22 protein-coding genes, 1 tRNA gene and 1 other annotated feature are annotated in these 26,789 nt (G+C 46.9%); of the genes, 22 read left to right on the forward strand and 1 reads right to left on the reverse strand.

The window, feature by feature from the left end; genetic code table 11:
* Nucleotides 1-37 precede the first annotated feature (37 nt).
* The 22 genes from RBB45_RS00120 to RBB45_RS00225 all read left to right on the forward strand — a co-directional run bounded on the left by RBB45_RS00120 (nt 38) and on the right by RBB45_RS00225 (nt 25,978).
* On the forward strand, nt 38-1,108 hold the full coding sequence (locus tag RBB45_RS00120; RefSeq protein WP_094766933.1) for a GerMN domain-containing protein: 1,071 nt from the start codon (nt 38-40) through the stop codon (nt 1,106-1,108).
* 115 nt (nt 1,109-1,223) lie between these two features.
* Entirely contained in the window at nt 1,224-1,967 is a 744-nt protein-coding gene (gene rph / locus RBB45_RS00125) for a ribonuclease PH (RefSeq protein WP_101550476.1), read from the forward strand.
* A 19-nt stretch (nt 1,968-1,986) separates the two neighbouring features.
* Nucleotides 1,987-2,601 carry an XTP/dITP diphosphatase gene (locus tag RBB45_RS00130; protein WP_306009007.1) on the forward strand — a complete coding sequence of 205 codons (615 nt, stop codon included), beginning with the start codon at nt 1,987-1,989 and terminating at the stop codon, nt 2,599-2,601.
* Nucleotides 2,594-3,118: a metallophosphoesterase gene (locus RBB45_RS00135; protein WP_224951632.1), complete on the forward strand. Its 525-nt coding sequence runs from the start codon at nt 2,594-2,596 to the stop codon at nt 3,116-3,118. Before RBB45_RS00130 ends, RBB45_RS00135 begins: the two co-directional genes overlap by 8 nt.
* 163 nt (nt 3,119-3,281) lie before the next feature.
* A tRNA-Arg gene (locus tag RBB45_RS00140) sits at nt 3,282-3,358 on the forward strand.
* Between the two features lie 871 nt (nt 3,359-4,229).
* Complete coding sequence (gene ilvE / locus RBB45_RS00145) at nt 4,230-5,135, forward strand: branched-chain-amino-acid transaminase (RefSeq protein WP_022544247.1); 906 nt, start codon at nt 4,230-4,232, stop codon at nt 5,133-5,135.
* 17 nt (nt 5,136-5,152) lie between these two features.
* Nucleotides 5,153-5,407 (forward strand) — a binding site (T-box leader).
* Nucleotides 5,408-5,488: 81 nt separating this feature from the next.
* Nucleotides 5,489-7,204 carry an acetolactate synthase large subunit gene (gene ilvB, locus RBB45_RS00150; protein WP_306009008.1) on the forward strand — a complete coding sequence of 572 codons (1,716 nt, stop codon included), beginning with the start codon at nt 5,489-5,491 and terminating at the stop codon, nt 7,202-7,204.
* Complete coding sequence (gene ilvN / locus RBB45_RS00155) at nt 7,201-7,719, forward strand: acetolactate synthase small subunit (protein ID WP_022544246.1); 519 nt, start codon at nt 7,201-7,203, stop codon at nt 7,717-7,719. The genes ilvB and ilvN overlap by 4 nt, the downstream gene beginning before the upstream one ends.
* Before the next feature lie 47 nt (nt 7,720-7,766).
* Nucleotides 7,767-8,789, forward strand: a complete 1,023-nt coding sequence (ilvC, locus tag RBB45_RS00160) for a ketol-acid reductoisomerase (RefSeq protein ID WP_306009009.1) — start codon at nt 7,767-7,769, stop codon at nt 8,787-8,789.
* On the forward strand, nt 8,776-10,308 hold the full coding sequence (locus RBB45_RS00165; RefSeq protein WP_101550468.1) for a 2-isopropylmalate synthase: 1,533 nt from the start codon (nt 8,776-8,778) through the stop codon (nt 10,306-10,308). The genes ilvC and RBB45_RS00165 overlap by 14 nt, the downstream gene beginning before the upstream one ends.
* 23 nt (nt 10,309-10,331) lie before the next feature.
* The gene (gene leuB, locus RBB45_RS00170; RefSeq protein WP_009796046.1) at nt 10,332-11,441 is read left to right on the forward strand and encodes a 3-isopropylmalate dehydrogenase; all 1,110 of its coding nucleotides are present in this window, start codon (nt 10,332-10,334) and stop codon (nt 11,439-11,441) included.
* A 95-nt stretch (nt 11,442-11,536) separates the two neighbouring features.
* Nucleotides 11,537-12,955, forward strand: coding sequence for a 3-isopropylmalate dehydratase large subunit (gene leuC / locus RBB45_RS00175; protein ID WP_009796047.1), 1,419 nt, complete (start codon nt 11,537-11,539; stop codon nt 12,953-12,955).
* Nucleotides 12,956-12,966: 11 nt separating this feature from the next.
* A complete protein-coding gene (gene leuD / locus RBB45_RS00180) occupies nt 12,967-13,545 on the forward strand; it encodes a 3-isopropylmalate dehydratase small subunit (protein ID WP_009796048.1) in 579 nt (192 codons plus the stop codon).
* Between the two features lie 139 nt (nt 13,546-13,684).
* Nucleotides 13,685-14,710 carry a tetratricopeptide repeat protein gene (locus RBB45_RS00185; protein ID WP_009796049.1) on the forward strand — a complete coding sequence of 342 codons (1,026 nt, stop codon included), beginning with the start codon at nt 13,685-13,687 and terminating at the stop codon, nt 14,708-14,710.
* A gap of 168 nt (nt 14,711-14,878) precedes the next feature.
* Nucleotides 14,879-16,162 carry a trigger factor gene (gene tig / locus RBB45_RS00190; protein ID WP_009796050.1) on the forward strand — a complete coding sequence of 428 codons (1,284 nt, stop codon included), beginning with the start codon at nt 14,879-14,881 and terminating at the stop codon, nt 16,160-16,162.
* 530 nt (nt 16,163-16,692) lie between these two features.
* Nucleotides 16,693-17,958, forward strand: coding sequence for an ATP-dependent protease ATP-binding subunit ClpX (clpX, locus tag RBB45_RS00195; RefSeq protein WP_306009010.1), 1,266 nt, complete (start codon nt 16,693-16,695; stop codon nt 17,956-17,958).
* 185 nt (nt 17,959-18,143) lie between these two features.
* On the forward strand, nt 18,144-19,811 hold the full coding sequence (lonB, locus tag RBB45_RS00200; RefSeq protein WP_224951629.1) for an ATP-dependent protease LonB: 1,668 nt from the start codon (nt 18,144-18,146) through the stop codon (nt 19,809-19,811).
* Nucleotides 19,812-20,521: 710 nt separating this feature from the next.
* Complete coding sequence (gene lon / locus RBB45_RS00205) at nt 20,522-22,858, forward strand: endopeptidase La (RefSeq protein WP_094766943.1); 2,337 nt, start codon at nt 20,522-20,524, stop codon at nt 22,856-22,858.
* Nucleotides 22,845-23,432, forward strand: a complete 588-nt coding sequence (yihA, locus tag RBB45_RS00210) for a ribosome biogenesis GTP-binding protein YihA/YsxC (RefSeq protein ID WP_009796054.1) — start codon at nt 22,845-22,847, stop codon at nt 23,430-23,432. The genes lon and yihA overlap by 14 nt, the downstream gene beginning before the upstream one ends.
* Before the next feature lie 268 nt (nt 23,433-23,700).
* Nucleotides 23,701-24,483 carry a transporter substrate-binding domain-containing protein gene (locus tag RBB45_RS00215; RefSeq protein WP_009796056.1) on the forward strand — a complete coding sequence of 261 codons (783 nt, stop codon included), beginning with the start codon at nt 23,701-23,703 and terminating at the stop codon, nt 24,481-24,483.
* Nucleotides 24,484-24,575: 92 nt separating this feature from the next.
* Nucleotides 24,576-25,223, forward strand: coding sequence for an amino acid ABC transporter permease (locus RBB45_RS00220; RefSeq protein ID WP_009796057.1), 648 nt, complete (start codon nt 24,576-24,578; stop codon nt 25,221-25,223).
* Between the two features lie 17 nt (nt 25,224-25,240).
* On the forward strand, nt 25,241-25,978 hold the full coding sequence (locus RBB45_RS00225) for an amino acid ABC transporter ATP-binding protein (RefSeq protein ID WP_306009011.1): 738 nt from the start codon (nt 25,241-25,243) through the stop codon (nt 25,976-25,978).
* A gap of 89 nt (nt 25,979-26,067) precedes the next feature.
* Here RBB45_RS00225 and RBB45_RS00230 read toward each other — a convergent pair whose 3' ends face one another.
* Nucleotides 26,068-26,553 (reverse strand): LiaI-LiaF-like domain-containing protein, encoded by a 486-nt coding sequence (locus tag RBB45_RS00230; protein WP_035403579.1) that lies wholly within the window; start codon nt 26,551-26,553, stop codon nt 26,068-26,070.
* Between the last annotated feature and the right edge of the window lie 236 nt (nt 26,554-26,789).

The raw sequence follows: 26,789 nt of genomic DNA on the forward strand, positions 1-26,789 counted from the left end.
ATATATGTAGTACAAACTGTTCTGGGAGGGATTCAATATGTCTATAAATAAAAAGACAACAATGGTTTCAGCCGTACTGGCTTCTTCTGTGCTTTTATCCGGATGCGGGCTGTTCGGGATCGGGGAAAAAGAAAAGATCGATCCTCCGAAAGAGGTCAGCTATACAGAGGATGAAACAGCTGTTGAGGAAACAGCTGGAACTGAGGCAGAGCAGTCAGGTGAAGAGGCAGAGGTGGAGGGTTCTGTCCAGACCGAATTATATCTGGTTGATAAAAATGGCTATGTAGTTCCGCAGACGCTAACTCTGCCGAAAACAGAGTCTGTTGCTACACAGGCGCTGGAGTATCTCGTGCAGAACGGGCCAGTTACCGATATGCTGCCGAATGACTTCAGGGCCGTCCTTCCTGCAGATACGAAAATAAGCGTAAACGTGAAGGATAAGGTGGCTACCGTTGATTTCTCGAAAGAGTTCGGGGACTATCAGGCCGAGGATGAAGAAAAAATTCTTGAATCTATTACCTGGACCCTCACACAATTCGATTCGATCGAGAAAGTAAAGCTCCAGATGAATGGCCATGCTCTGACAGAAATGCCTGTAAACGGGACGCCGATCAGCGAAACCCTGTCCAGGTCAAAGGGCATCAATATGGACACGTCCGATGCAGTGGATATTTCTAATACAAAATCCCTGACGGTTTATTATCTGGGCGGTGAAGAAGGCGCCTACTATTATGTTCCTGTGACAAAGCGCATCAGCGCACAGGAAGACAATCAGGTTGAAGCGGTAGTGAAGGAGCTTGTCAAAGGCCCTAGCTTCACATCCAATTTGTTTACAGACTTTATGCCGGAGGTTGAGCTGCTCGGCGACCCTAAGATCGAAAACGGTCTGGCAACATTGGATTTCAATGAATCCGTTTATGGCAGCTTTGAAGAAAAAATCATTTCCCAGCACCTGCTTAATTCATTAGTACTGTCCCTGACTGAACAAAAGGGCATTGAAAGTGTAGCAGTCACTGTAAATGGAAAGGCAGAGCTGGTAGATGAAAATGGCGAAAAGCTGACAGAACCGGTTACACGGCCTGAAAATGTGAATACAGGTAGTTTTTAAAAAAACTTTTTTGATATACTATATAATGACAAGGATAGAGGTAGGCAATTATTTGCCGCCTCTTCTTTATTGGATTCCGGATACATGCCGGAACAGGTTCGAAGGAGGAATGAACATGCGGAAAGACGGGCGTGAACAGCTGCAGTTAAGACCGATACATATTGAAACGAATTATTTAATGCATCCTGAAGGTTCTGTGCTGATCAGTGTGGGCAATACAAAGGTGATTTGCACAGCCAGCATAGATGAGCGGGTGCCCCCATTTATGAGAGGGGAAGGAAAAGGGTGGATTACGGCTGAATACAGTATGCTGCCCCGGGCAACAGAGCAAAGAAATATCCGTGAAGCCGCAAAGGGGAAAATAACCGGGCGCACAATGGAAATACAGCGCTTGATCGGACGGGCATTAAGGGCAGTCGTGGACCTTGAGGCACTTGGTGAAAGAACAATCTGGCTGGATTGCGATGTTATCCAAGCCGATGGCGGGACAAGGACAGCTTCCATCACAGGCGCATTTGTCGCAATGGCAATTGCTGTCGAAAAGCTGTATAGCAATAAAAAATTGTCAAAATTCCCGATTACGCAATTTCTTGCAGCTACAAGTGTGGGAATCCTTGAAAACAAACAGGTAGTCCTTGACCTGAATTATGCTGAAGATTCCAAGGCGGAAGTCGACATGAATGTGGTCATGACAGGCAATGGCGAATTTGTGGAGCTTCAGGGTACAGGAGAAGAAGCAACATTCTCAGCGAGCCAGCTGACGGAGCTGTTAAAAGCGGCGGAAGAAGGCGTAGGCAGGCTGTTTGATATTCAAAAGCAAGTGCTCGGCGAAAAAATCAGCTCACAGATCGCAAAGTAAATCCAGGGAGATGAAAACTGTGCAGGAAGTTATTATTGCAACGAAAAATGCAGGGAAAGCGAAAGAATTCAGCAGGATGTTCAAGCCGCTGGGCTATGAAGTGAAAACCCTTCTCGACTTTCCTGAATTTGAGGATATTGAAGAGACTGGAAGCACATTTGAGGAAAATGCAGTCCTAAAAGCAGAGGCTGTCTCTAAAGCCTTTGGAAAAATCGTCATTGCCGATGATTCCGGCCTTATGATCGATGCCCTTGAGGGCCGTCCGGGCATCTACTCCGCAAGGTATGCCGGCGAAGCGAAAAGTGATGAAGCAAATATGCAAAAGGTGCTCGCAGAGCTAGTAGGTGTGCCGGAAGAAAAGAGGACAGCCAGATTTTATTGTGCCTTGGCTGTTTCGGTGCCAGGCAAGGAAGCTTACACAGTCTCCGGAGCGTGTGAGGGCAGGATCCTGACTGATAAAAGGGGCAGCCATGGATTTGGCTATGATCCGATCTTCTTTGTGACTGAAAAAAATAAAAGCATGGCAGAACTCCCCCCTGAAGAGAAAAGCCAGATCAGCCACAGGGCCAAAGCCCTTGTGAAGCTGGAAAACAGTCTGGGAGCCCTTTTTAAAGGGGACGGTGCCAATGGCTAGAATATTGATCGTAAGTGACAGCCACGGGCTTGAGGAGGAGCTGGCGCAGCTCGCTGAGAGGCATGGAAAAGAAGCAGATTTCATGATCCACTGCGGGGATTCCGAGCTGCCTGCCGGACACCCTTCTATGTCGGGTTTTGCTGGAGTAAGGGGAAATTGCGATTATGATGATGCTTATCCTGACCAGCTTGTCAAAAACCTTGGAGGTTTGACGATTTTTGTTACCCATGGGCATCTCTACGGAGTGAAGAGCAGCCTTATGAAGCTGAAATATAAAGGCGAGGAGGAAGGAGCAGATATCATCTGCTTCGGACATTCGCACGAGCTTGGGGCAGAAATGATTGATGGCAGGCTGTTTTTGAACCCGGGAAGCTTGAGGCTGCCGAGAGGGCGCTATGAGAGAACCTATCTTCTGCTGGAAACGGCGGAGAGGGAAATCCGTGTGGATATATATGACTTTGAAACCGGAAAGCTTGAAAAGCTGTCACAGACTTTTCAGATTCCGGAAAGGGCATGAATCCGTTTATTGCATGAGGGGGGAACCCCTCTTGCAATAAACAGATTTATATGGCCGGAAAAAAAGATGCCAGGTTTATTATATTTTTCCTGAGAAGTTGTTGACTTTCATTTATTTGTCTACTATAATAAAAAATGTCCTCGCGATAACTAATTAAAAAAATGTCCCAGTAGCTCAGCAGGATAGAGCAACGGCCTTCTAAGCCGTCGGTCGGGAGTTCGAATCTCTCCTGGGACGCCATTACTACATACACCTATATTACCGCTGTTTGATTTCTAATCAAATGGCGGTTTTTTTGTCGTTAAGAAATTAGAAATCCTTGATCCGAGTCCAGCCGCTGTGCCGGGGTTCTCGGGGGTTACAAGCCTCTTTCCTAAAAATAACTTCTTTTTTTTCAGTCATGCATCAATTAGACTTTTTACTATGCATGACTCACTACTTTTCATGCCAATTATGCATAGATAAAGCCTCTTACTATTCATGACTCACTCTTTTCATGCCGGTGATGTTTCGATGCCCCCAGGACGGGGCTTTTTTTGTGTTCAAGGCACTTACACCTTTGTTCTTCCTCGAAAAATCTGTATCTTCTCCGATTAAGGTTACAGGGTTTATAAAAGTACTCAGTGCTGCAGCTGAATATTATACCTCCCGTCAAATGAAAGCGCTTCTTTGTATGTTAGTAAACCTGACATGATTAACTGGTTTCTTCTATATTATATGTTCATTGAAAATGCGCCATTAAATTCTATATGCTCCATCTTTATATTGAAAAAGCATTCTTAAGTATATCCCCAGTACGGATCTTTCGATGCTGATAAAAAAGAGCGGAGAATCATGCTCGAGGGATTGAAAAATAAAATAAAAAATTTCTTGGCTGAATAAATTCATATATACAAGCAATGTAAGCGCATTCAATAAATCAGATTAATCTAAATTATCAAATAATTCTTGAAAATGGTGTTGACTCCCAAAAAAAATGAGCGTAAGATAGTCCTCAAATAATAAAACAAACCGCTCCACACGGGAATTGGAAGTGTGGAACCCATATTTTTTTAACCTGTCATTTCAACCGTTTAAAGCGTGTATACATTAAATCGAAGAGGTGTTTTTCGTGTCTGAGCAATTGATATTTTTAAACGGGGAGTTTGTGACGAAAGAGAATGCAAAAATATCCGTTTATGACCATGGCTTCCTGTATGGCGATGGCATCTTTGAAGGGATCCGGGTATACAGCGGAAATATCTTCAGGATGAAAGAGCATATGGACCGGCTTTATCGTTCAGCCAAATCCATATTACTGACAATGCCATATACGGAGGAAGAGCTGACAGATATCATTGTTGCCACTGTCGAAAAGAATTTGTATGAAGATGCCTACATCAGGGTCGTTGTTTCCAGGGGAGTAGGCGACCTTGGGCTGGACCCATACAATTGCAAAAAAGCAAATGTTGTCGTGATCGTCGAGCCGCTGAGCATCTTCCCGAAAGAATTGTATGAAACAGGGCTTGAGATAGTCACAGTAGCGACAAGAAGGAACAGACCTGATGTATTAAGCCCTAAAGTTAAATCATTGAATTATTTGAACAATGTGCTGGTAAGGATTGAGGCCCGCCTGGCAAATGTCAGTGAAGCGCTCATGCTGAATGATCAGGGCTATGTGGCGGAGGGTTCGGCTGACAATGTGTTCATCATTAAGGATAAATGCTTTTACACACCTCCAGGATACGTTGGGGCGCTTGAAGGGATCACCCGCAATGCGGTCATGGAAATTGCAAGGGAGCTTGGCTATGAAGTGAAGGAGGAGCCCTTCACAAGGCACGATGTTTATACGGCAGATGAAGTATTTCTTACAGGGACGGCAGCGGAAGTCATTGCAGTCGTAAAGGTGGACGGACGGACAATCGGTGAAGGCTATCCGGGGGCACATACAAAAGAGCTTCTGGTGAAATTTAGGGAAAGAGTAGTTTCAGAAGGTGTTAAAGTAGCATCGAAACATTTTGAACCCCATGTAAGCTGACAGCTAATCACTATATGTTAAAAGCGCGGATGAGGATAAGTAGTTTTGCGGATCAGGATTTACAGAGAGCCGGGCAGGCTGAGAGCCGGCATTCCTGCCGCATCATGAACTCCCCTCAGAGCGCCGGCCTGAAAGCTTGACGAGTAGGGCCGGCCGGGTGTGAGAGCACCCGTTATCAAAAAGGATGGCAGCTGCCGTCCATAAGTGCACGCAAATTGCGTGAATCAGGGTGGTACCGTGGAACAGGCTGACAAAGCCTTTTCATCCCTTCGTCTGCTGATGCAGGCGTTCTTGGGGATGGGAAGGCTTTTTATATTGTTTTTTTTCTTGAATCAAAAGGAGGTTATTTCAAAATGCTGCAGGAAGCTGCCTTTGCAGAAAACAAGACTGGCTCGAAGCCGGCAACCGGTGCAGAACTGCTATTGCAGGCACTGGAGAAGGAACAGGTGGAAGTGATTTTTGGCTACCCGGGAGGAGCTGTTCTTCCGATTTATGACAAAATCTATGATTCTGGCATACTTCATGTGCTTCCCAGGCATGAACAGGGAGGCATCCATGCTGCGGAAGGATATGCGAGGATTTCCGGCAAGCCTGGAGTTGTCATCGCGACTTCAGGACCGGGGGCGACCAATATTGTAACAGGCCTTGCCGATGCCATGATGGATTCTTTGCCTCTTGTCGTCATTACCGGGCAGGTGGCAACAGGCGTCATCGGAACGGATGCCTTCCAGGAGGCTGACATCCTCGGGATTACCACCCCGATAACCAAGTATAACTATCAGGCAAGGAGCATAGCGGACATTCCGAGGATTGTGAAGGAGGCCTTTCATATTGCTTCTACAGGGAGGCCGGGTCCGGTATTGATTGATATTCCGAAGGATATTGCTGCAGGCGCAGAACAGCCCTCTGAGGAGACAGAGATCTTCCTCCCGGGCTACCAGCCGACTCTAAAGCCAAACTATCTTCAGATCCGCAAGCTGACAGAAGCTGTAAGCCGTGCGAAAAGGCCGGTCATCCTGGCAGGGGCGGGCGTCCTCCATGCAAAGGCTTCCGGATTGCTTAAGGAATATGCCGAACAGCAGCAGCTTCCGGTCGTGCATACCCTTCTCGGACTCGGGGGCTTTCCTGCAGACCACAGCCTGTTTGTCGGGATGGCCGGTATGCATGGATGCTATGCAGCCAATATGGCCTTACATGAATGCGATCTGCTCATCAATATAGGGGCGAGGTTTGATGACAGGCTCACCGGCAATCTTGCCTATTTTGCACCTAAGGCAGATGTGGCCCATGTTGATATCGACCCTGCAGAGATCGGCAAAAACGTCCCAACACTGATTCCGGTTGTGGCTGATGCGAAAGAGGCTTTGAATCAGCTTGTGAGCCAGAAGGGGGAGCCTCCTGAACATGGTGAATGGATGACAAAGCTTAGAAGCTGGAAGGAAGATTTTCCTTATCATTTTCACAAATCGGCTGACTTGAAGCCGCAGCGGGTCATGGAGCTCTTGTTTGAAAAGACGGGCGGAGATGCGATTGTCACAACAGATGTCGGACAGCATCAAATGTGGGCAGCCCAATATTACCGCTTTAAGAAAGCTGGTAGATGGGTCACTTCAGGAGGGCTCGGCACGATGGGATTCGGAATGCCAGCGGCCATCGGAGCTCAGCTTGCTGCACCGGATTCCCTGGTCGTTTCAATTGTTGGCGATGGCGGCTTCCAGATGTCCGCGCAGGAGCTCGGCCTGATCCGTGAGCTTAATCTCCCGGTAAAAATAGCTATTTTCAATAACAGAGCGCTGGGGATGGTAAGGCAGTGGCAGGAAATCTTTTATGACTCACGCTTTTCGCACAGCAAAGCCCAGTATCAGCCTTCTTTTGTCAAGCTGGCGGAAGCCTATGATATTAAAGCTTATGAGATCCGAACTGAGGAAGAAGCTGTTAAGGCGCTGGATGAAGCACTCCAAAGCGATGAGCCGGTGTTATTCGATTTTAGGATAGCTCCTGATGAAAATGTATTCCCGATGATCGCCCCGGGCAAAGGGCACCATGAGATGGAAGGTGTAAAACCATGAAACGAATCATCTGTTTAACCGTGATGAACAGGCCGGGGGTCCTCAATAGAATCACCAACCTGTTCTCAAAGCGCAACTTCAATATTGAAAGCATCTCGGTCGGGCATTCTGAACAGGAGGGGATTTCCCGGATTACCTGCACGGTCCATGTGGACAATGAAGAGGCCGCAGAGCAGATTGCAAAACAGCTCAATAAACAGATTGATATCTTGAAAGTAAATGATATAAGCGGCCAGCAGATTGTCGCCAGGGAGCTTGCGCTCATAAAGGTGCTCTCGCTTCCGCAGGCGAGGAGTGAGTTATACTCGCTGATTGAGCCTTTCCGGGCATCGGTGATAGATGTTGGCAAAGACAGCCTGGTCATCCAAATTACAGGCGAGTCGGAAAAAATAGAAGCCTTCATTGAGCTTGTAAAGCCGTATGGAATCAAGGAGATTGCCCGGACAGGGACAACAGCCTTCACAAGAGGAAGCCAGAGGAGCCAGGGGCAGCCGAAGAATTATTCAATCGTGTAAAAATAATTTAAATAAAAATATTCCAAAAACGAGAGGGAGAATAAATCATGGCGAAAATGTATTATAACGGAGACGCAAATCCAGCATATCTGAATGGAAAGAAAGTAGCGGTAATCGGCTATGGATCACAGGGTCATGCCCATGCACAGAACCTGAGGGACAGCGGTGCTGATGTAGTAATCGGCCTGAGGAAAGGAAATTCATGGGATAAAGCGTTAGAGGATGGGTTCCCGGTATTTTCTGTTGGAGAGTCTGTTGCTCAAAGCGATATTGTCATGATCCTCCTGCCGGATGAGCTTCAGCCTAAAGTCTATAAGGAAGAAATTGAGCCGAATCTGACAAATCAAGCCTTGCTTTTCGCGCATGGATTCAATATCCATTTCCATCAGATTGTGGCGCCAAAGACATGTGATGTCCTGCTTGTGGCTCCTAAGGGCCCTGGCCACCTGGTAAGAAGGACATATCAGGAAGGAGCAGGAGTGCCGGCATTATTTGCAGTCCATCAGGATGTAACGGGAGATGCCCAGGAGCTTGCGCTCGCTTATGCCAGAGCGATTGGGGCACTGAGGGCAGGGGCGCTGGAAACCACTTTTAAGGAAGAAACAGAAACTGATTTATTCGGCGAACAGGCTGTATTGTGCGGAGGCCTGACATCTCTGGTGAAAGCAGGTTTTGAAACATTGACTGAGGCAGGCTATCAGCCTGAGCTGGCATACTTTGAGTGTCTCCACGAGCTGAAGCTGATTGTTGATCTGATGTATGAAGGCGGCCTTGAAGGCATGCGCTACAGCATTTCGGATACAGCGCAATGGGGTGATTTTGTCAGCGGGCCGAGAGTAGTCGATGAGAGAGTGAAGCAGGAGATGAAAGCTGTCCTGAAGGATATCCAGGAAGGCAAGTTCGCGAAAGGCTGGATCCTGGAAAACCAGGCAAACCGTCCGGTCTTCAACAGTATCCTTGCAAGGGAAAATGAGCATCCGATTGAACAGGTCGGCAGGGAGCTGAGAAAAATGATGCCATTTGTGAATAAAGAGAAAAAGAAAGAAGTGGCTGTCAGTGCGAACCATTAACATCTTTGACACGACTTTGCGTGACGGGGAACAGTCTGCGGGAGTCAACTTAAATCTATCTGAAAAGCTGGAAATTGCCAAACAGCTCGAAAGGCTTAATGTCGATATTATAGAAGCCGGGTTTCCGGCAGCTTCAAAAGGTGATTTTATTTCAGTCCGTGAAATCGCCACCCTCATCAGGAATTGCTCGGTTACAGGGCTTGCAAGATCAGTGATGTCAGATATTGATGCAGCCTGGGAAGCATTGAGAGAGGGGGAGGATCCGAGGCTTCACGTCTTCCTCGCAACCTCTCCCATCCACCGGCAGTATAAGTTGAAGCAGTCAAAGGAAGAAGTTATTGAGACGGCGGTTTCTGCTGTGAAATATGCAGCCGGGAAATTCCCGCTCATTCAATGGTCGGCAGAGGATGCCTGCCGGACGGAGCTGCCTTTTCTGGCCCGCATCGTTGAGGAGGTCATCCAGGCCGGGGCCCGTGTCATCAATATTCCGGATACGGTCGGATATATTTCGCCAGGTGAATATGGGAAAGTCTTTCAATATTTAAGAGAGAATGTTCCTTCCATTGATAAAGTCATATTATCCGCTCATTGCCATGATGATCTTGGCATGGCGATTGCCAACTCCCTTGCAGCCATCGAAAATGGGGCTGGACAAATTGAAGGGACGATCAACGGCATCGGGGAACGGGCCGGGAACGCTGCGCTGGAAGAGCTTGCCGTCGCTCTGCACATACGGCAGGACCATTATCAGGCAGGGACCCGCCTCAAGCTTGAGGAAATCAGCAGAACAAGCAGCCTGGTCAGCAAACTGACCGGTATGGCTGTACCGGCGAACAAGGCTATTGTCGGCAGAAATGCTTTTGCACATGAATCAGGCATCCACCAGGATGGCGTGCTGAAAGAGAAGACCACTTATGAGATTATTTCGCCTGAACTTGTCGGCTTCCACGCCAATTCCATGGTTCTCGGAAAGCATTCTGGCAGACATGCTTTTAAATCCCGCCTTGAAGAACTTGGGCTCGCTGTTCCGGAAGAGGAAATCAAGCCGCTGTTTGCTATTTTTAAAGACTTGGCAGACAGAAAGAAAGAGATGACAGATGATGACCTTGCCGCCATCGTACTGGAGGAAAGACTGTCAAAGGATCAGCAATTCTATGAACTGCTCCAGATCCAGGTCCAGTACGGGACCAATCAAGTGCCAACAGCGACAGTGACACTTTCAGGCAGGGAGAATGAAGTCGTCCAGGAGGCAGCAACCGGGGCGGGAAGCATTGAAGCCTTGTACAATACGCTGGAGAAATCAGTGAATGGTACGGTGAACCTCCTGGATTACCGGATCCAGTCGGTTGGGGCCGGAAGGGATGCCCTGGCGCAGGTGTTCGTCAAAATGAAATACAATGGCAGGGAAACGAGCGGGAGGGGGCTTGCGCAGGATGTACTTGAAGCATCCGCGAAAGCCTATCTGAACGCTGTTAACAGGGTCATCTACCTGGAGGAAAAGACGAAAGTGGCATTATAAAACTTGCAACGGAGGGATTAGGCATGAAGAAGCGGATCGCAGTGCTGCCGGGTGACGGCATCGGAAAAGAAGTGGCAGCAGGGGCAGTTGAAGTGCTGCAGGCTGCAGGAGAACGATTTGGGCATACATTTGAATTCAGCTATGGGAAAATTGGCGGAACAGCAATTGATTCCACCGGGGTGCCGCTGCCGGATGAAACAGTCGAACTCTGTAAAAGCAGTGATGCCATTTTGCTTGGAGCTGTTGGCGGCCCGCGCTGGGAGAAGCTCCATCCAAGCCTCCGGCCGGAACGCGGCCTCCTGAAAATCCGTAAAGATCTGAATCTATATGCAAACCTCCGGCCCACCAGCTATTTTGCGAGTGTGGCAGATTCCTCTCCTTTAAGGAAGGAAGTCATTGAAGGTACCGACTTTTTAATGGTAAGGGAGCTTACGGGCGGACTCTACTTCGGAAAGCCGAGCGAAAGGGCCGGGAATGGCAGTGAAGAAACTGCCGTGGACACTTTATTTTATAAAAAGGAAGAAGTGCAGAGGGTGGTTAGGCTGGCCTTTGAACTCGCCCGGGGAAGGGACGGAAAGGTAACGAGCGTGGATAAGGCGAATGTCCTTGAATCAAGCAGGATGTGGAGGGAAACGGCAGAGGAAATTGCAGCCCAATATCCCGATATACAGCTCGAGCATATGCTGGTCGATAATGCAGCCATGCAGATCATTAAAAATCCAAAACAGTTTGATGTGATTGTTACCGAGAATATGTTTGGAGATATTTTAAGTGATGAAGCTTCTGTTCTGACTGGATCGCTCGGCATGCTTCCATCTGCCAGCCTGTCAGAAGGCGGGCCATATCTTTATGAGCCGATCCACGGATCGGCCCCGGACATCGAAGGCAAAGGCATCGCCAACCCGGTTGGAATGATTCTTTCCGCGGCCATGATGCTCCGCCTCTCCTTCGGGATGGAAGAAGAAGCTGCTGCAATCGAGAAGGCAGTCAGTGATGTACTCGAATCAGGCATTCGCACAGCTGATCTGGCTTCAGGAGGGAAGGCAGCTTCTACCAAGGTGATGACCGAGGAAATTAAAGCTGCTCTGCTGGATAATGAAGCCATTCTGCAGATAATGGGGGCATATGCCTGACAGATTCAGGATATCACGGCTGGTTTTCCAGCCGTGTACTTATTTATAAAAGATTCCGGGAGAAGGACCCGGAAAAGATGGAGGGAGAAAAATAGATGGGCAAATCAATTGTAGAGAAAATTTGGGACCGGCATATCGTCCATACAGAAACAGACAAGCCTGATCTGCTTTATATCGATTTGCATTTAGTGCATGAAGTCACATCCCCTCAGGCATTTTCCGGCCTGCGGATGAAAAACAGGAAAGTCAGGCGCCCGGACAAAACCTTCGCTACTATGGATCATAATGTGCCGACAATCAACCGCGGCCAGATAGATGATCCAGTCGCCAAAAAACAGATGACCACCCTTGAAAAAAATTGTCGGGAATTTGGTGTGCCGCTTGCAGGAATGGACAGCCCGGATCAGGGCATTGTCCATGTCATCGGCCCTGAACTTGGCCTGACCCGACCGGGGATGACCATTGTCTGCGGGGACAGCCATACTTCCACCCATGGTGCTTTTGGTTCGCTTGCTTTTGGCATCGGAACAAGTGAAGTGGAGCATGTCCTTGCAACCCAGACATTATGGCAGTCCAGGCCGAAAACACTGAAGCTTCAGATTGATGGCCGGCTTGAAAGCGGGGTTACAGCCAAGGATGTCATCCTGTATATCATCAGCAGGTTTGGCATCGGGTTCGGAACAGGACATGTCATTGAATACTGCGGAGAGGCTGTAAGGTCTATGTCCATGGAAGAGCGGATGACCATATGCAATATGTCGATAGAGGGAGGAGCAAGGGCTGGCCTGGTCAGTCCTGATGAGACCACCTTCTCTTATATAAAGGGGCGGAAATATGCACCGAAAGACAATGAATGGGATACTTCCCTTGCTCATTGGCAGGCCCTCGCATCGGATCCTGATGCGAATTATGATAAAGAAATCACGCTCGATGCCGGGGAGATCCCGCCGATGGTCAGCTGGGGGACCAATCCTTCCATGGCAGCGGGGGTTGATGAAAGGATACCTTCTGAGGCTGATTGCAAGACCGAAACAGAACGGACGTCACTTGAGCGGGCTCTTCGGTATATGGGTCTTTCTGAAGGGCAGGAGATCAGCGATATCAGCATTCAGCATGTGTTCATCGGATCGTGCACAAATTCGCGCATCGAGGACCTTAGGCAGGCTGCAGAGTTTGCGGCCGGCAAAAAAGTCCATCCGGGTGTCAGGGCCCTTGTAGTACCGGGATCACAGGCCGTGAAGGAGCAGGCGGAAAAGGAAGGGCTTCACCATATTTTTATTGAATCCGGCTTTGAATGGCGTGAATCAGGCTGCAGTATGTGCCTCAGCATGAATAATGATATCGTGCCTCCGGGCGAGCATTGCGCATCAACCTCAAACCGCAATTTCGAGGGGCGGCAGGGATCAGGTGCGAGGACCCATCTTGTCAGCCCGCTTATGGCAGCAGCTGCTGCTGTGAATGGAAAATTTGTTGATGTCCGGAAAACATTGATGGAAGAATCAATTACAGTGTAGGAGGAGATAGAATGGGCGGTTTCAAAAAGCTGTCAGGCAAAGCAGCTGCGCTGGACAGGGTTAATGTAGATACTGATCAGATCATACCGAAGCAATTTTTAAAAAGAATCGAGAAAACCGGATTTGGGAAATACCTATTCTATGACTGGCGCTATAAAGATGGACAGCTTGATCCTGCATTTGAATTGAATAAGCCTGAAAACAGCGGTGCGGAAATTCTGATTGCAAATGAAAACTTTGGCTGCGGCTCTTCAAGAGAACATGCCCCTTGGGCTCTGCAGGACTTCGGATTTAAAGCCGTAATTGCCCCTTCCTTCGCTGACATCTTCCATCAGAACTGCCTGAAAAATGGTCTGCTGCCCATCCGTCTGAGCCAGGGGGAGACAGAACAGCTCCTGCTGAAAGCAGCAGAAGCCGAGCTGATTTTGACAGTTGATCTTGAAACACAAACTGTCTATAGTGAGGATGGGTTCTCAGCAAGCTTTCCGATCCAGCCTTATTGGAAGACGATGCTTCTTAATGGGTGGGATGAAATTGAAATAACGCTTCAGCTTGAGAAGGAAATAGAGGCGTATGAAAAAACAAGCTAGATCCACTCTCATGTGGATCTTCTTTTTTTACTGCGGAAGTTAATCTATTCCCCCTTTCAAGGCTCTCTTCTTTGAATTTCTTTTTTCTTTCCATGCGTGCTATACTATCTTCAATATTAACAGGGAAGGCGGTTTTTTCATGACTAAGCGGAACCAGAACGACAGCAGCAATATCATCCCCTTTCCCGGTCTGGAAAAACGTTTGCTTGAGAAAGGGCTTGAGAGCCTCCAGGGAAAGAAGTTTTCAGATGCAATCCAGCTGTTTGAGGACGCCAAAGAGCTTGACCCGGAGAGCAGTGATATACATATAGGGCTTGTCCTGGCGTATTTTGAGGCCGGAGCGCTGAAAAAGGCCAAAAATCTAGCCAAATCCATGCTTCAGGAGGGGATCGGAGATTATTTTGAAATCGTAGATCTTTATCTGATGATCATGGTCCAGCTCCATGAATATGGGGAAATAGCCGCCACTATCGAAGCCCTTCTCCAGGAAAGGGAGATCCCTAAGGATAAGCTGGAGCATTTCGCAAAAATGCTGCACTTCAGCAGGCGTATGGCGGAGGGAAGCCCTGATCCTGCTGCAGAAGAACAGCTCCGCGAAGAATACAGGGATAAGGAATTGAACCTCCTGTCCTATCAAGATCCCAAAGAGCAGGTCCTGCTGCTGGCAAAGCTTGCAAACATCAACATCAGGCCATATCTTGAAGAGCTGAAGTCTTACCTGATTTCAGAGGAAGGGCATCCTTTCCTGAAAACAATGATTATCAATATACTGAAAGAGCAGGAATATGATAAGCCTGTGACTGTAAAAAAGCTCGGGATGAATGAAGAGTTCATCCCATCGGCACTTCATGACGTTCATGATCATAAGCAGCTGAGGGCAATTGAAGCAGCGGTTAAAGATAAACTTGAACACGAAGATCCGGTCCTGCTGGAAAATATCATCGCTTTGCTCCAGAGGCAGTTCTTCCTGTTGTACCCGTTCAAGCTGCAGCCTGATCAGCCTGACCTTTGGGCAGCTGCATACCATCTTGTCGGATGCTCATTTTACGGCATGGATGGAGATCCGGGGGATATGGCCGGCCAATATGGGGTGGTAGAAGATACTCTTGAGGCATCCAGGATTTTTATAGGGAAGATAGAAGAAATTTCTTATCCCAATATTTGAGTATCTCTGTTGAAACAAAGATAACGTATGTTATAATATAGTGGCTGTTATGTGTAAAAATAGTTATTTTACATATCAAAAAGATGAATATGCTATGATATTTAGGCAATATTCATACAAAGTCCGCAAAAATGGTAATGACAATAGATTGTTGGAGGGAATTATAGTATGTCTGCTAAGTTTGAAAAGCTAGAAGGGAACCAAGGGGTTCTCACAATTGAAGTAGATGCAGAGAAAGTCAAAGAAGGTCTGGACGCTGCATTCAAAAAAGTTGTTGCACAAGTAAACGTGCCAGGATTCCGTAAAGGGAAAATGCCGCGCGGGATGTTCGAAAAACGCTTTGGCGTTGAATCTCTATACCAGGACGCAATTGACTTCCTTCTTCCTGAAGCATATGCAAGTGCAATTGATGAGACAGGGATCGAGCCTGTTGACCGCCCTGAAATCGATGTAGAGCAAATTGAAAAAGGCAAGAGCCTTATTTTCAAGGCAACAGTTACAGTTAAGCCTGAAGTTAAGCTTGGCGAATACAAAGGCCTTGAAGTAGAAAAGCTTGAAACAGAAGTAACTGAAGAAGATGTAAACAATGAAATCACTTCCCTTCAGGAGCGCCAGGCTGAATTGGTCGTTAAAGAAGAAGGCAAAGCTGAAAACGGCGATACAGTTGTCATGGACTTCGAAGGTTTTGTTGACGGCGAAGCATTCGAAGGCGGAAAAGCTGAGAACTATTCACTAGAGCTTGGTTCAGGCCAGTTCATCCCTGGTTTCGAAGAACAGCTTGAAGGAACAGCTGCTGGCGAATCCAAGGATGTTGAAGTGACTTTCCCTGAGGAGTACCATGCTGCTGAGCTTGCCGGCAAGAAGGCAGTATTCAAGGTGACTGTTCACGAAATCAAAGGCAAAGAGCTTCCTGAGCTTGATGACGAGTTTGCAAAAGATGTTGACGAAGAGGTTGAAACTCTTGATGCCCTTAAGGAAAAAATCAGGACTCGCCTTGAAGAAAGCAAGAAGCAGGAATCTGAAAACAACCTTCGCGACACTGTAGTCGAAAAAGCTGCTGATAATGCTGAAATCGACCTGCCTGCAGTAATGATCGACAATGAAGTCGACAGAATGATGCAGGAATTCGAACAGCGCCTTCAAATGCAGGGTATGAACCTTGAGCTTTACTTCCAGTTCTCAGGCCAGGACGAAAGTGCCCTGCGCGAGCAGATGAAAGAAGAAGGCGAAAAGCGTGTACGCATCAACCTGACTCTTGAAGAGATCGCAAAAGCAGAGAACATTGAAGTAACAGACGAAGAGGTTACTGCCGAGCTTGATAAAATGGCTGAAATGTACAACATGACTGCCGATGCAATCAAGCAGGCGCTTGGAAGCCTCGACAGCGTGAAAGCAGACCTTAAAGTGAAAAAAGCTGTTGACTTCCTTATCGAAAACAGCAAAACTGCTTAATAGCCAAAAATAAATGTTTGTAATAGCAGCAATGGCTGCATAAACTTTTTTAATAAAACAAGGCGCGATTTGATCGTGCCTTGTTTTATACAATAAAAAGCAGCATATAGTATATTAAGGCTTAAAACGGACAGGAAAAATTCTATACATAACCGCCGTAATTAAATATCCCTTAATCGGGATTTAACTCTCTGTTTTATGGATAAGCTTATTGGGTACATAGTTTTAAATGCGGATCAGCAGACAGATCATGATAAAAATGAAACATACTTTTCTAAGAGTTATCATTTCCTGTCCAGTTGTTAAATGTGTTACAATGCAATACATAACTGTTAAAGTTTTCTCCTGTGTGAACTGTTCCCAACCAATCGATTGACAAATAGCAATCAAAAGGACATAAAGGCACAGGGGCTGTTTTGGGATTTTCCCAGCCGTTATTCCATAAGCTGAAAAAGCTGAATAGTAAAAATTGTTTGCAGTGATCCGCAAGCTTTATATAAGGCACAGAAGTAATTCAAGGGGTGAAGGCATTGTTTAAATTTAATGATGAAAAAGGGCAATTAAAGTGTTCCTTCTGTGGGAAAACACAGGATCAAGTACGTAAATTAGTTGCCGGACCAGGTGTATATATATGTGACGAATGCATCGAGCTCTGCACGGAAATCGTGGAAGAGGAGCTTGGCACAGAGGAAGAAGTGGAATTCAAGGATGTGCCAAAGCCAACAGAAATCCGCGATATTCTTGACGAGTATGTAATCGGCCAGGAACAGGCAAAGAAATCTCTGTCAGTGGCTGTTTATAACCACTATAAGAGAATCAATTCAAACAGCAAGATCGATGATGTTGAGCTTTCAAAAAGTAATATCAGCATGATCGGGCCGACAGGAAGCGGTAAAACCCTCCTTGCCCAGACGCTTGCCCGTATTCTCAACGTTCCATTTGCAATTGCTGATGCTACATCACTTACGGAAGCTGGCTATGTTGGGGAAGATGTGGAAAATATTCTCCTGAAATTGATCCAGGCTGCAGACTATGATGTGGAAAAGGCAGAAAAAGGCATTATCTATATCGATGAAATCGATAAGGTGGCGCGTAAATCTGAGAACCCGTCCATAACAAGGGATGTATCAGGTGAGGGTGTGCAGCAGGCATTGCTTAAGATTTTGGAAGGAACTGTAGCAAGTGTTCCTCCACAGGGCGGAAGAAAGCATCCGCACCAGGAATTTATCCAAATTGATACAACTAATATCCTGTTCATCTGCGGGGGTGCATTTGACGGCATCGAGCAGATCATTAAGCGCCGTCTTGGCCAGAAAGTGATCGGATTCGGTTCTGAACAGAAGCAGCAGGAGCTTGACCAGAAGGAATTGCTTTCAAAAGTTCTTCCTGAAGACCTGCTGAAATTCGGTCTGATCCCTGAATTCATCGGACGTCTTCCGGTCATTGCCAGCCTTACTCAGCTGGATGAGGAAGCTCTTATTGAAATTCTGACAAAGCCGAAAAATGCTCTTGTTAAGCAGTATCAGAAAATGCTTGAGCTTGATGATGTTGAGCTTGAATTCGAAGAAGGTGCCCTGCATGAGATTGCGAAGAAAGCAATCGAGCGAAAAACAGGCGCCCGCGGACTCCGTTCAATCATTGAAGGCATTATGCTGGATGTTATGTTCGATCTTCCGTCCCGTGATGATATTTCTAAATGCATCATCACAAAAGAGACAGTTACAGATAACAGCGTGCCAAAGCTTGTGCTGAATGATGGTACGGTTGTGGAAGAAGAGCGTAAAACTTCTGCATGATAACAGAATAAATAAAGCCAGGCCGGGGTTTTCTCTGCCTGGCTTTTTTGTATTCACTGCTGCACGTTAAGATTCTGTTCAAGTCTTTGCTCAGGAAGTTTTTTACAGTGTATTCTTGTTTATTCCAACCTGTACAAGGAGATACTACCAAGTATCAGCTTGAACAAAAGTGCAGGAGGGATACTATGAGTTGGACCGGGATAGCTTTATTCATCCAGCTGTTTTTCGGAATCATTATCGGGCTTTATTTCTGGAATCTGCTAAAGAGCCAGAGGACTCAAAAGGTGTCGATCGACCGGGAGTCAAAAAAAGAAATGGACCAGCTGAAAAAAATGCGTTCCATCAGGCTGACTGAACCGCTTTCCGAAAGAGTGCGTCCGGCAAGCTTCGAAGATATCGTCGGTCAGGCAGATGGAATTAAGTCATTAAAAGCGGCACTCTGCGGACCCAATCCTCAGCATGTCATCATCTATGGGCCGCCTGGAGTCGGTAAAACCGCTGCGGCAAGGCTGGTGCTGGAAGAAGCAAAGAAGCAGGACAAGTCTCCATTTCGGAAATCTTCTGTTTTCGTTGAGCTTGATGCGACAACAGCCCGCTTTGATGAAAGGGGGATAGCAGATCCGCTGATCGGTTCTGTCCATGATCCCATCTATCAAGGTGCAGGGGCTATGGGACAGGCAGGCATTCCGCAGCCAAAGCAGGGAGCAGTCACCAATGCGCATGGGGGAGTGCTGTTCATAGATGAAATTGGCGAATTGCATCCGATTCAAATGAATAAGCTGCTTAAAGTTTTAGAGGATCGCAAGGTCTTTTTGGAAAGTGCTTATTATAATGAAGAAAATACACAAATCCCTCAGCATATCCATGATATTTTTAAGAACGGGCTTCCTGCAGATTTCAGGCTTGTGGGAGCGACGACAAGGACTCCGAGTGAGATTCCGCCGGCAATCAGATCACGCTGCATGGAAGTATTTTTTAAAGAGCTCACAGAAGATGAAGTGGAAACGATCAGCAGCAAGGCGGCGGATAAGGTCAAAATGCCAATCAGCGGAAAAAGCTTAAAGACACTGGCCTCATACGCACGAAACGGTCGTGAAGCGGTAAATCTTGTGCAGATATCTGCAGGGGTTGCCATTACCGAGGATAGGGATTACATAAAGGATGAGGATATTGAATGGGTCATTAACTCAAGCCAGCTCTCTCCAAGGATGGAAAGAAAGATCAGTGAAGAATCGGCAGTCGGGCTTGTAAACGGACTTGCTGTATATGGGCCAAACACAGGTGCCCTGCTGGAAATAGAAGTGACGGTCATACCTGCAAAGGAAAAAGGTTCTATCAATATCACCGGGATTGTTGAAGAGGAAAGCATCGGGGACCGCGGAAAATCAATACGCAGGAAAAGTATGGCAAAGGGTTCAATTGAAAATGTTTTGACCGTTTTAAAAACAATGGGAGTGCCTGCTGAAGATTATGATATCCATGTGAATTTCCCAGGCGGTGTGCCAATTGACGGTCCTTCTGCTGGGATTGCTATGGCTACCGGAATTTATTCGGCTATATATAAAAGGCCGGTGAACAGGGAAGTGGCCATGACAGGAGAAATCAGCATCCACGGCCATGTTAAGCCGATCGGCGGAGTGTATGCCAAAGTAAAGGCTGCCCAGAAAGCCGGCGCCAGGACTGTTATCATCCCTGAAGAAAATATGCAAAGCATTTTGAAAGAGATAGAGGGAATCGACATCATTCCTGTCAGCCACCTCAGCCAGGTGTTCACTGCAGCCCTGCTGAAAGACTATGCAAGAGACCAGTCCCTCACAGCGTCAATCGAGCTTTCTAAGAAAGAAAGTATCTAAAGGAGCTCCGGTTTGCAGCATATGCTTCAAACCGGAGTTTTATTTTATTCTGACAGGATAAAAGAGAAATAAGCTGTCTAACAGGAATTCATTCGTCATATAATCAATGAAGCAATAAAGCAATAAGATAAGGGGGATGGGGCAAGCTCCCTACGCATTTCGATTGTCCAGCTGCAGCGGCTAGGGACTCGAGACATAAGTCAGCCTGGCTAAAAGGTTGAAGAGCAAACCTTTCATCCAGTCTGTCTTATGCTTGTCGTCCCTGGGCAAGCCGCTTGCGCATTTCGATTTGTCCAGCTGCAGCGGCTAGGGACTCGAGACATAAGTCAGCCTGGCTAAAAGGTTAAAGAGCAAACCTTTCATCCAGTCTGCCTTATGCTTGTCGTCCCTGGGCAAGCCGCTTCCGCATTTCGTGTTGTCCAGCTGCGGGCGCTAGCCCCTCGAGTCTTAAGCCGATCAGGCCAGAAGGTTAAAGAACAACCTTCCGTCCTGCTCGTCTTATGCTTGTCGGCTCTGAACAAGCCGCCTCCGCATTTCATTTAATAGACACCCACAAATAAATAAGTTAGAATTGTACAAAGGCTTGACCTGTGATATGATGCGGGTTTGGAATGATTGTTTGGTTTCTCTTTCTCATTTTTTGCGGGCTTAGTGCAAAGAATAAGGATGAGGCAGATAATATATTTGATTTGCATTTGGAGGTGCAAACTATGGCGAATAAGAAAGACATCATCGTCCCCCTCCTGCCGCTTCGGGGCTTGCTCGTCTACCCTACAATGGTCCTGCATCTGGACGTTGGACGGGAAAGATCCGTGCAGGCGCTTGAAAAAGCAATGGTAGATGACCATCTTATTTTTTTGACGACTCAAAAGGATATTTCAATAGATGAGCCGGCGGAAGATGACTTATACAAAATGGGTACTCTTACCCGTGTAAAACAAATGCTGAAGCTTCCAAACGGCACAATCCGTGTGCTGGTGGAAGGATTGAAGAGGGCAGAAATTACCGAGCTCACCGATGAGGGAGATCATTATACAGTCAGTGTTGAGACTTATGATGACAGAGAAGACAAGGATGCCGAAGACCAGGCGCTGATGAGGACGATGCTTGAGTACTTTGAACAGTACATAAAAGTATCCAAGAAGATTTCTGCAGAAACCTATTCCTCAGTATCCGATATTGAGGAACCGGGGCGCATGGCAGATATCGTCGCTTCCCATCTGCCGCTGAAGCTGAAGGAAAAGCAGGATATTCTAGAAATGATCGATGTCAAAAAAAGGCTGAATCAGGTCATAGAGATTATCCACAATGAAAAAGAGGTCCTGAATCTTGAGAAGAAGATTGGGCAGCGCGTCAAAAAAAGCATGGAAAGAACGCAGAAGGAGTATTATCTCCGTGAGCAGATGAAGGCGATTCAGAAGGAATTGGGCGATAAGGAAGGCAAAACAGGCGAAATCGCCGAGCTCAATGATAGAATCGAACAATCCGGGATGCCTGATCATGTCAAGCTTGCTGCATTAAAAGAGCTTGACCGTTATGAAAAGGTGCCTTCCAGCTCTGCTGAAAGCGCGGTAATCCGCAACTATATCGACTGGCTTGTTTCTCTGCCATGGACTGAGGCAACTGTTGATGACCTGAACATTCATAATGCAGAGCGGATCCTGAATAGGGATCATTACGGCCTTGAAAAGGTCAAGGAGCGGGTGCTGGAATATTTGGCTGTGCAAAAGCTCACCAATTCGCTGAAAGGTCCCATCCTTTGCCTGGCCGGGCCTCCGGGAGTCGGTAAGACGAGCCTTGCCAAGTCTATTGCTGCGTCGCTGAACCGCAACTTTGTCCGCGTTTCCCTTGGAGGGGTGCGGGACGAATCTGAAATCCGCGGACATAGAAGGACCTATGTCGGCGCCATGCCGGGCCGGATTATCCAGGGCATGAAAAAGGCAGAGACCATCAATCCGGTGTTCCTGCTTGATGAAATTGATAAAATGTCCAATGATTTCAGGGGAGACCCTTCATCAGCCATGCTGGAAGTCCTGGATCCTGAGCAGAACCACAATTTCAGCGATCATTATATTGAAGAAACATATGACCTGTCGAAGGTTATGTTCATTGCAACAGCGAATAATCTGGCAACCATACCGGGCCCTCTCCGCGATCGGATGGAAATTATCACGATTGCGGGCTATACGGAGCTTGAAAAGATTCATATAGCAAAGGACCATCTCCTGCCTAAGCAGATCAGCGAGCACGGGCTTTCTAAATCCCAGCTGCAGATCAGGGAGGACGGAATCCAGAAAATCGTCCGCTATTATACAAGAGAAGCAGGCGTCCGCGGGCTTGAGCGCCAGCTGGCTTCCATCTGCCGTAAGACTGCAAAGATTATTGTTTCAGGCGAGAAAAAGAAGGTCATCATTTCTGAAAAGAATATAGAAGACTTCCTTGGCAAGCCAAAGTTCAGATATGGCCAGGCAGAGGTCGAGGACCAGATCGGGGTTGCGACCGGCCTTGCTTATACAACAGTTGGCGGAGACACGCTGCAGATCGAAGTATCCTTATCTCCAGGCAAAGGCAAATTGGTCCTGACAGGCAAGCTTGGGGATGTCATGAAAGAATCTGCACAGACAGCATTCAGCTATGTCCGTTCAAAAGCGAAAGAGCTGGGCATCGAGGCAGATTTTTATGAAAAGTACGATATCCACATCCATGTGCCTGAAGGTGCCGTTCCAAAAGACGGCCCATCTGCAGGGATTACCATCACTACAGCCCTTGTTTCAGCGCTGTCGGGGAATCCGATACGCAAAGAAGTGGGGATGACAGGAGAAATAACGCTCCGCGGCCGGGTCTTGCCGATCGGCGGAGTGAAAGAAAAAACTTTAAGTGCCCATAGAGCGGGATTGACTAAAATTATCCTTCCTAAAGATAATGAAAAAGATATTGATGATATTCCAGAGAGTGTCCGCGACGAATTGGATTTTGTTCTCGTATCACATGTTGACGAAGTTCTCAAGCACGCCCTGAATGGAGTGCACAGCAATGAAAGTAAATAGTGCTGAAATCGTTATAAGTGCGGTCAAACCGGCACAATATCCTGAGGAGTCCCTGCCCGAGTTTGCCCTGGCAGGGAGATCCAATGTCGGCAAATCCTCATTTATTAACAAAATGCTTAACCGCAAGAACCTGGCGAGGACATCCTCGAAGCCAGGCAAAACCCAGACATTGAATTTCTATCTGATCAATGAAATGATGCATTTTGTCGATGTCCCGGGATATGGCTATGCCAAAGTTTCCAAAAAGGAGCGCGAAGCTTGGGGTAGGATGATTGAAACCTATTTTACCTCCAGGGAGCAGCTGAAGGCAGCTGTCCTGATCGTCGACTTGCGCCATCCTCCTACCAAGGATGATATCATGATGTACGATTTCCTGAAGCACCACGGAATCCGATGCATCATCATAGCCACAAAGGCTGATAAAATTCCTAAAACAAAAAGGCAGAAGCATTTCAAAATCACGAAAGAGACTCTGGAGCTTGAACCTGGGGACGATATTGTTTTGTTCTCATCCGAGACCGGTGAAGGCAAGGATGAGGCCTGGGGGATTCTCAAGAAATATATGCAGAGCTAAAAAACGCCGATTTGGCGTTTTTTTTTTTTTTGCAAAAACAGCTCTTTTGCTGCTGTATGGCGGCCGTTCGGGAGGAAATGGGAGAAGAGGGCAGTATATGCCCCCATTTAATAGCATTGTACAGCTGAGCGGCTGTCAGGCCAGTATGGGGGTTAATGACTGAAAATACAGCTAAATTTGAATTTTGTGGCAAAAGTAAGTGTAATGTTATGGTAATAAGGGTAATAAGCTTGAAATGAAATTCAGAAAACATTGAGGGGGAAAACAATTGAAAAAATGGATCATAGCTGTTGTAATTTTATGCTGTGCCGCTGTTCTCGGAGCATGCGGGAAAAAAGAGGCATCCTCCGGGGGGATGGAGCTTGCAGACGAAGGTAAGTTTACATATGCTGCTTCAGGTGAATTCAAGCCTTTCAGCGTGACAGAAGCGGATGGGACCATGACCGGCTTTGATATTGAAGTCGGAGAAGCAGTGGCCAAGGAGCTGGGCCTTGAACCGGTTCAGAAGAAATTTAAGTTTGGCGGAATTGTTGAAGGCGTCAAATCAGGGCGTTTTGATGCCGCGGTAGCGAGCCACACCATCAATGAAGACAGGCTGAAGGCAGTGAATTTTTCCATTCCTTATTATTATTCAGGACCGCAGATTTTTGTCCGTCCTGACAGTTCGGCGAAAAGCCTTGATGATCTGAAGGATCTGGAGATTGCTGTATCCAAAGGTTCAACCTATGCAGACTCTGCTGAAGAGGTGACAGACAACATCATTTTTTACGACAGTGATGTAACCGCCCTCGAAGCATTGAGCAGGGGGAAGCATGATGCCGTCATCACTGACTTCATCACAGGCAAAGAGGCCATCGGTTCCGGGATGGAAATCGAAGGCAAGGAGCTGCTTGGGCGCAGTGAACAGGCAATTGCCGTAGCGAAGGACAATGAAGAGCTGCTTGATCAAATCAATGAAGCGCTTGAAAAGCTTCATGAAGATGGAACTTTGACAGAAATCAGCAAGAAGTACATCGGTGAGGACATCACAAAAGACCCTGAAAAGGAATAAGGGGAAGAAGGCGAATGTAATGCAACTTGCATTCGCCTCTTTATGTACATAAAAGAAATGCTTCATATTACAATTAAAGAGAGGAAAAGCCTATGGAACTTGCAGGAAAGTTTATAGAAACATATCCCGTATTTTTACGGGGCATGCTTCTTACCTTTGAATTGACGATTGTTTCTGTTTTTATAGCCATCTTCATCGGGCTGTTTTTTGCCTTTTTAAAAATCTCGCGAATAAAAGTTCTTGAATGGATTGCAGATATATATATATTCCTTGTAAGGGGAACGCCTTTGGTTGTCCAGATATTTATCTTCTACTTTGGGCTGACATCTCTGAATATCTCGCAGTTTCTGGCCGTTGTCCTTGGGCTCGCCTTCCATAACGGCGCTTATATAGCGGAGATTTTCAGGGGCTCGATTCAGTCCATTGAAAAAGGGCAGATGGAAGCGGGCAGGTCGCTCGGCATGTCAGCCGGGCTTGCTATGAGGCGCATCATTCTTCCGCAGGCAGTTCGAAGGGCCCTGCCGCCTCTTGGCAATCAATTCATTATAGCGCTGAAGGATTCATCCCTTGCCTCATTCATTGGCATGTACGAGCTTTTCAATGTGGCGACCACATATGGATCAAATGAGTATGACTATATGAGCTATCTTTTAATCGTGGCAGTCTATTACCTCATACTGGTGCTCGTATTCTCATTCCTGGTCAGCATTATTGAAAAGCGGATGGCAATTAGTGATTAAAGAGGAGGCAATGGCAGATGAATGAAGCAGTCATGATAAAAGTGGAGAAGCTGAACAAGTCGTTTGGGGACCTTCATGTATTGAAGGATATAGATATGACAGTGAAAGAAAGCGATGTAGTCTGTTTGATCGGGGCAAGCGGGTCAGGAAAAAGCACGCTGCTGCGATGCCTCAACTTCCTTGAAATGAAGGACAGCGGAAACATTGTCATTGAAGGGGAGAAGGTTGAGAAAGAAACGCATGACCTTAACAGGATCCGGTCAAAAGTGGGGATGGTGTTTCAGCATTTCTACCTGTTCCCCCATCGGACTGTCCTCGAGAACGTGATGGAGGCCCCGGTCTTTGTAAAGAAAGTGCCAAAGGAGCAGGCCAGGCAAGAGGCAAAAGAGCTCCTGAAAAAAGTGGGGTTATCAGATAAAGAGGATGTATATCCCGCCAAGCTGTCAGGGGGGCAGAAGCAAAGGGTGGCCATTGCAAGGGCATTGGCCATGAAGCCTGATATCATGCTGTTTGACGAACCGACCTCTGCGCTTGACCCCGAGCTGGTCGGTGAAGTGCTTGCCACCATGAAGGACCTTGCGAAGGAAGGGATGACCATGATTGTCGTGACCCATGAAATGGGCTTTGCGAGAGAAGTCGCCGATTTTGCGGTATATATGCATGAAGGAAGGATTGTCGAGGTAGGCCATCCGGAGCAGCTGTTTTTGAGCCCGAAGGAAGAGCGGACAAAAAGCTTCCTGGATTCTGTGCTGTAAGGCAGTGGAGATTTTTGAATAAAGGAAGATAAAACACCCGGACGGGTGTTTTATCTTTGTGCAAGTGTGGAATGATAGGCAGTATAAGCCTACTTTTTCTTTGATAACAGCAGGTACAGGCCCACCAGCACAAGCGCAGCCGGCCAGAATCTTAAGATGGATGATAGGCCCGGCCCCAATGGTCCTAAAATGTTTTCTGCTTTGTCATTGAATAGAAGCAGGATGCTGATGGACAGGAAAAGCAGCCCCTGGACAAAGCCTGCCCCCGTCTTTTGGGCTCTGAGCAGGAACCCGAGGGCGATGATCAGGATGAAGGTGCCGATATGGTCAGGCCACACTTCGAGCCGGCTTACAATATGGAAGTGCAATCCAAACCCTGCCAGGATGACGCCGGGAAGGATCGCTTCATAATCTCTGGCTCCGTATCCCTGGAATAGAAAAGCAATACCGACGATCAATAATAGTGTCGGCCAGGAATAGAAATCCTGGAATAATTGTACGTTTGAGCGCTGCATCAGGAAATAGGCACCGAAGCCTATAAGGATGATTCCTGGGAAAATCCGCTGGTTTTTCATTTTTACACCACTTCCAGTAAGGTTCACTTGAATCCAGGCTTTATTTTTGGTACTGTACATAAGTAAGCCTTTTTGTCGATATATGTAATTTGGGCTAAGGCTTTCTGCTCCTGCAGGCTTCTTTTGAGCCATGCAGCAAGAGCACCTTTCAATCATTTATATTACCATATGAGTTCATTATCTGTTCACAATTTCACACGAAAAAAATGTTATAATTATAGTATTGAATTACGTAC

Origin of the sequence: Bacillus sp. MMSF_3328 (genome assembly GCF_030733525.1) — a bacterium.
GTDB classification, from domain to species: Bacteria; Bacillota; Bacilli; order Bacillales; family Cytobacillaceae; genus Bacillus_AB; species Bacillus_AB infantis.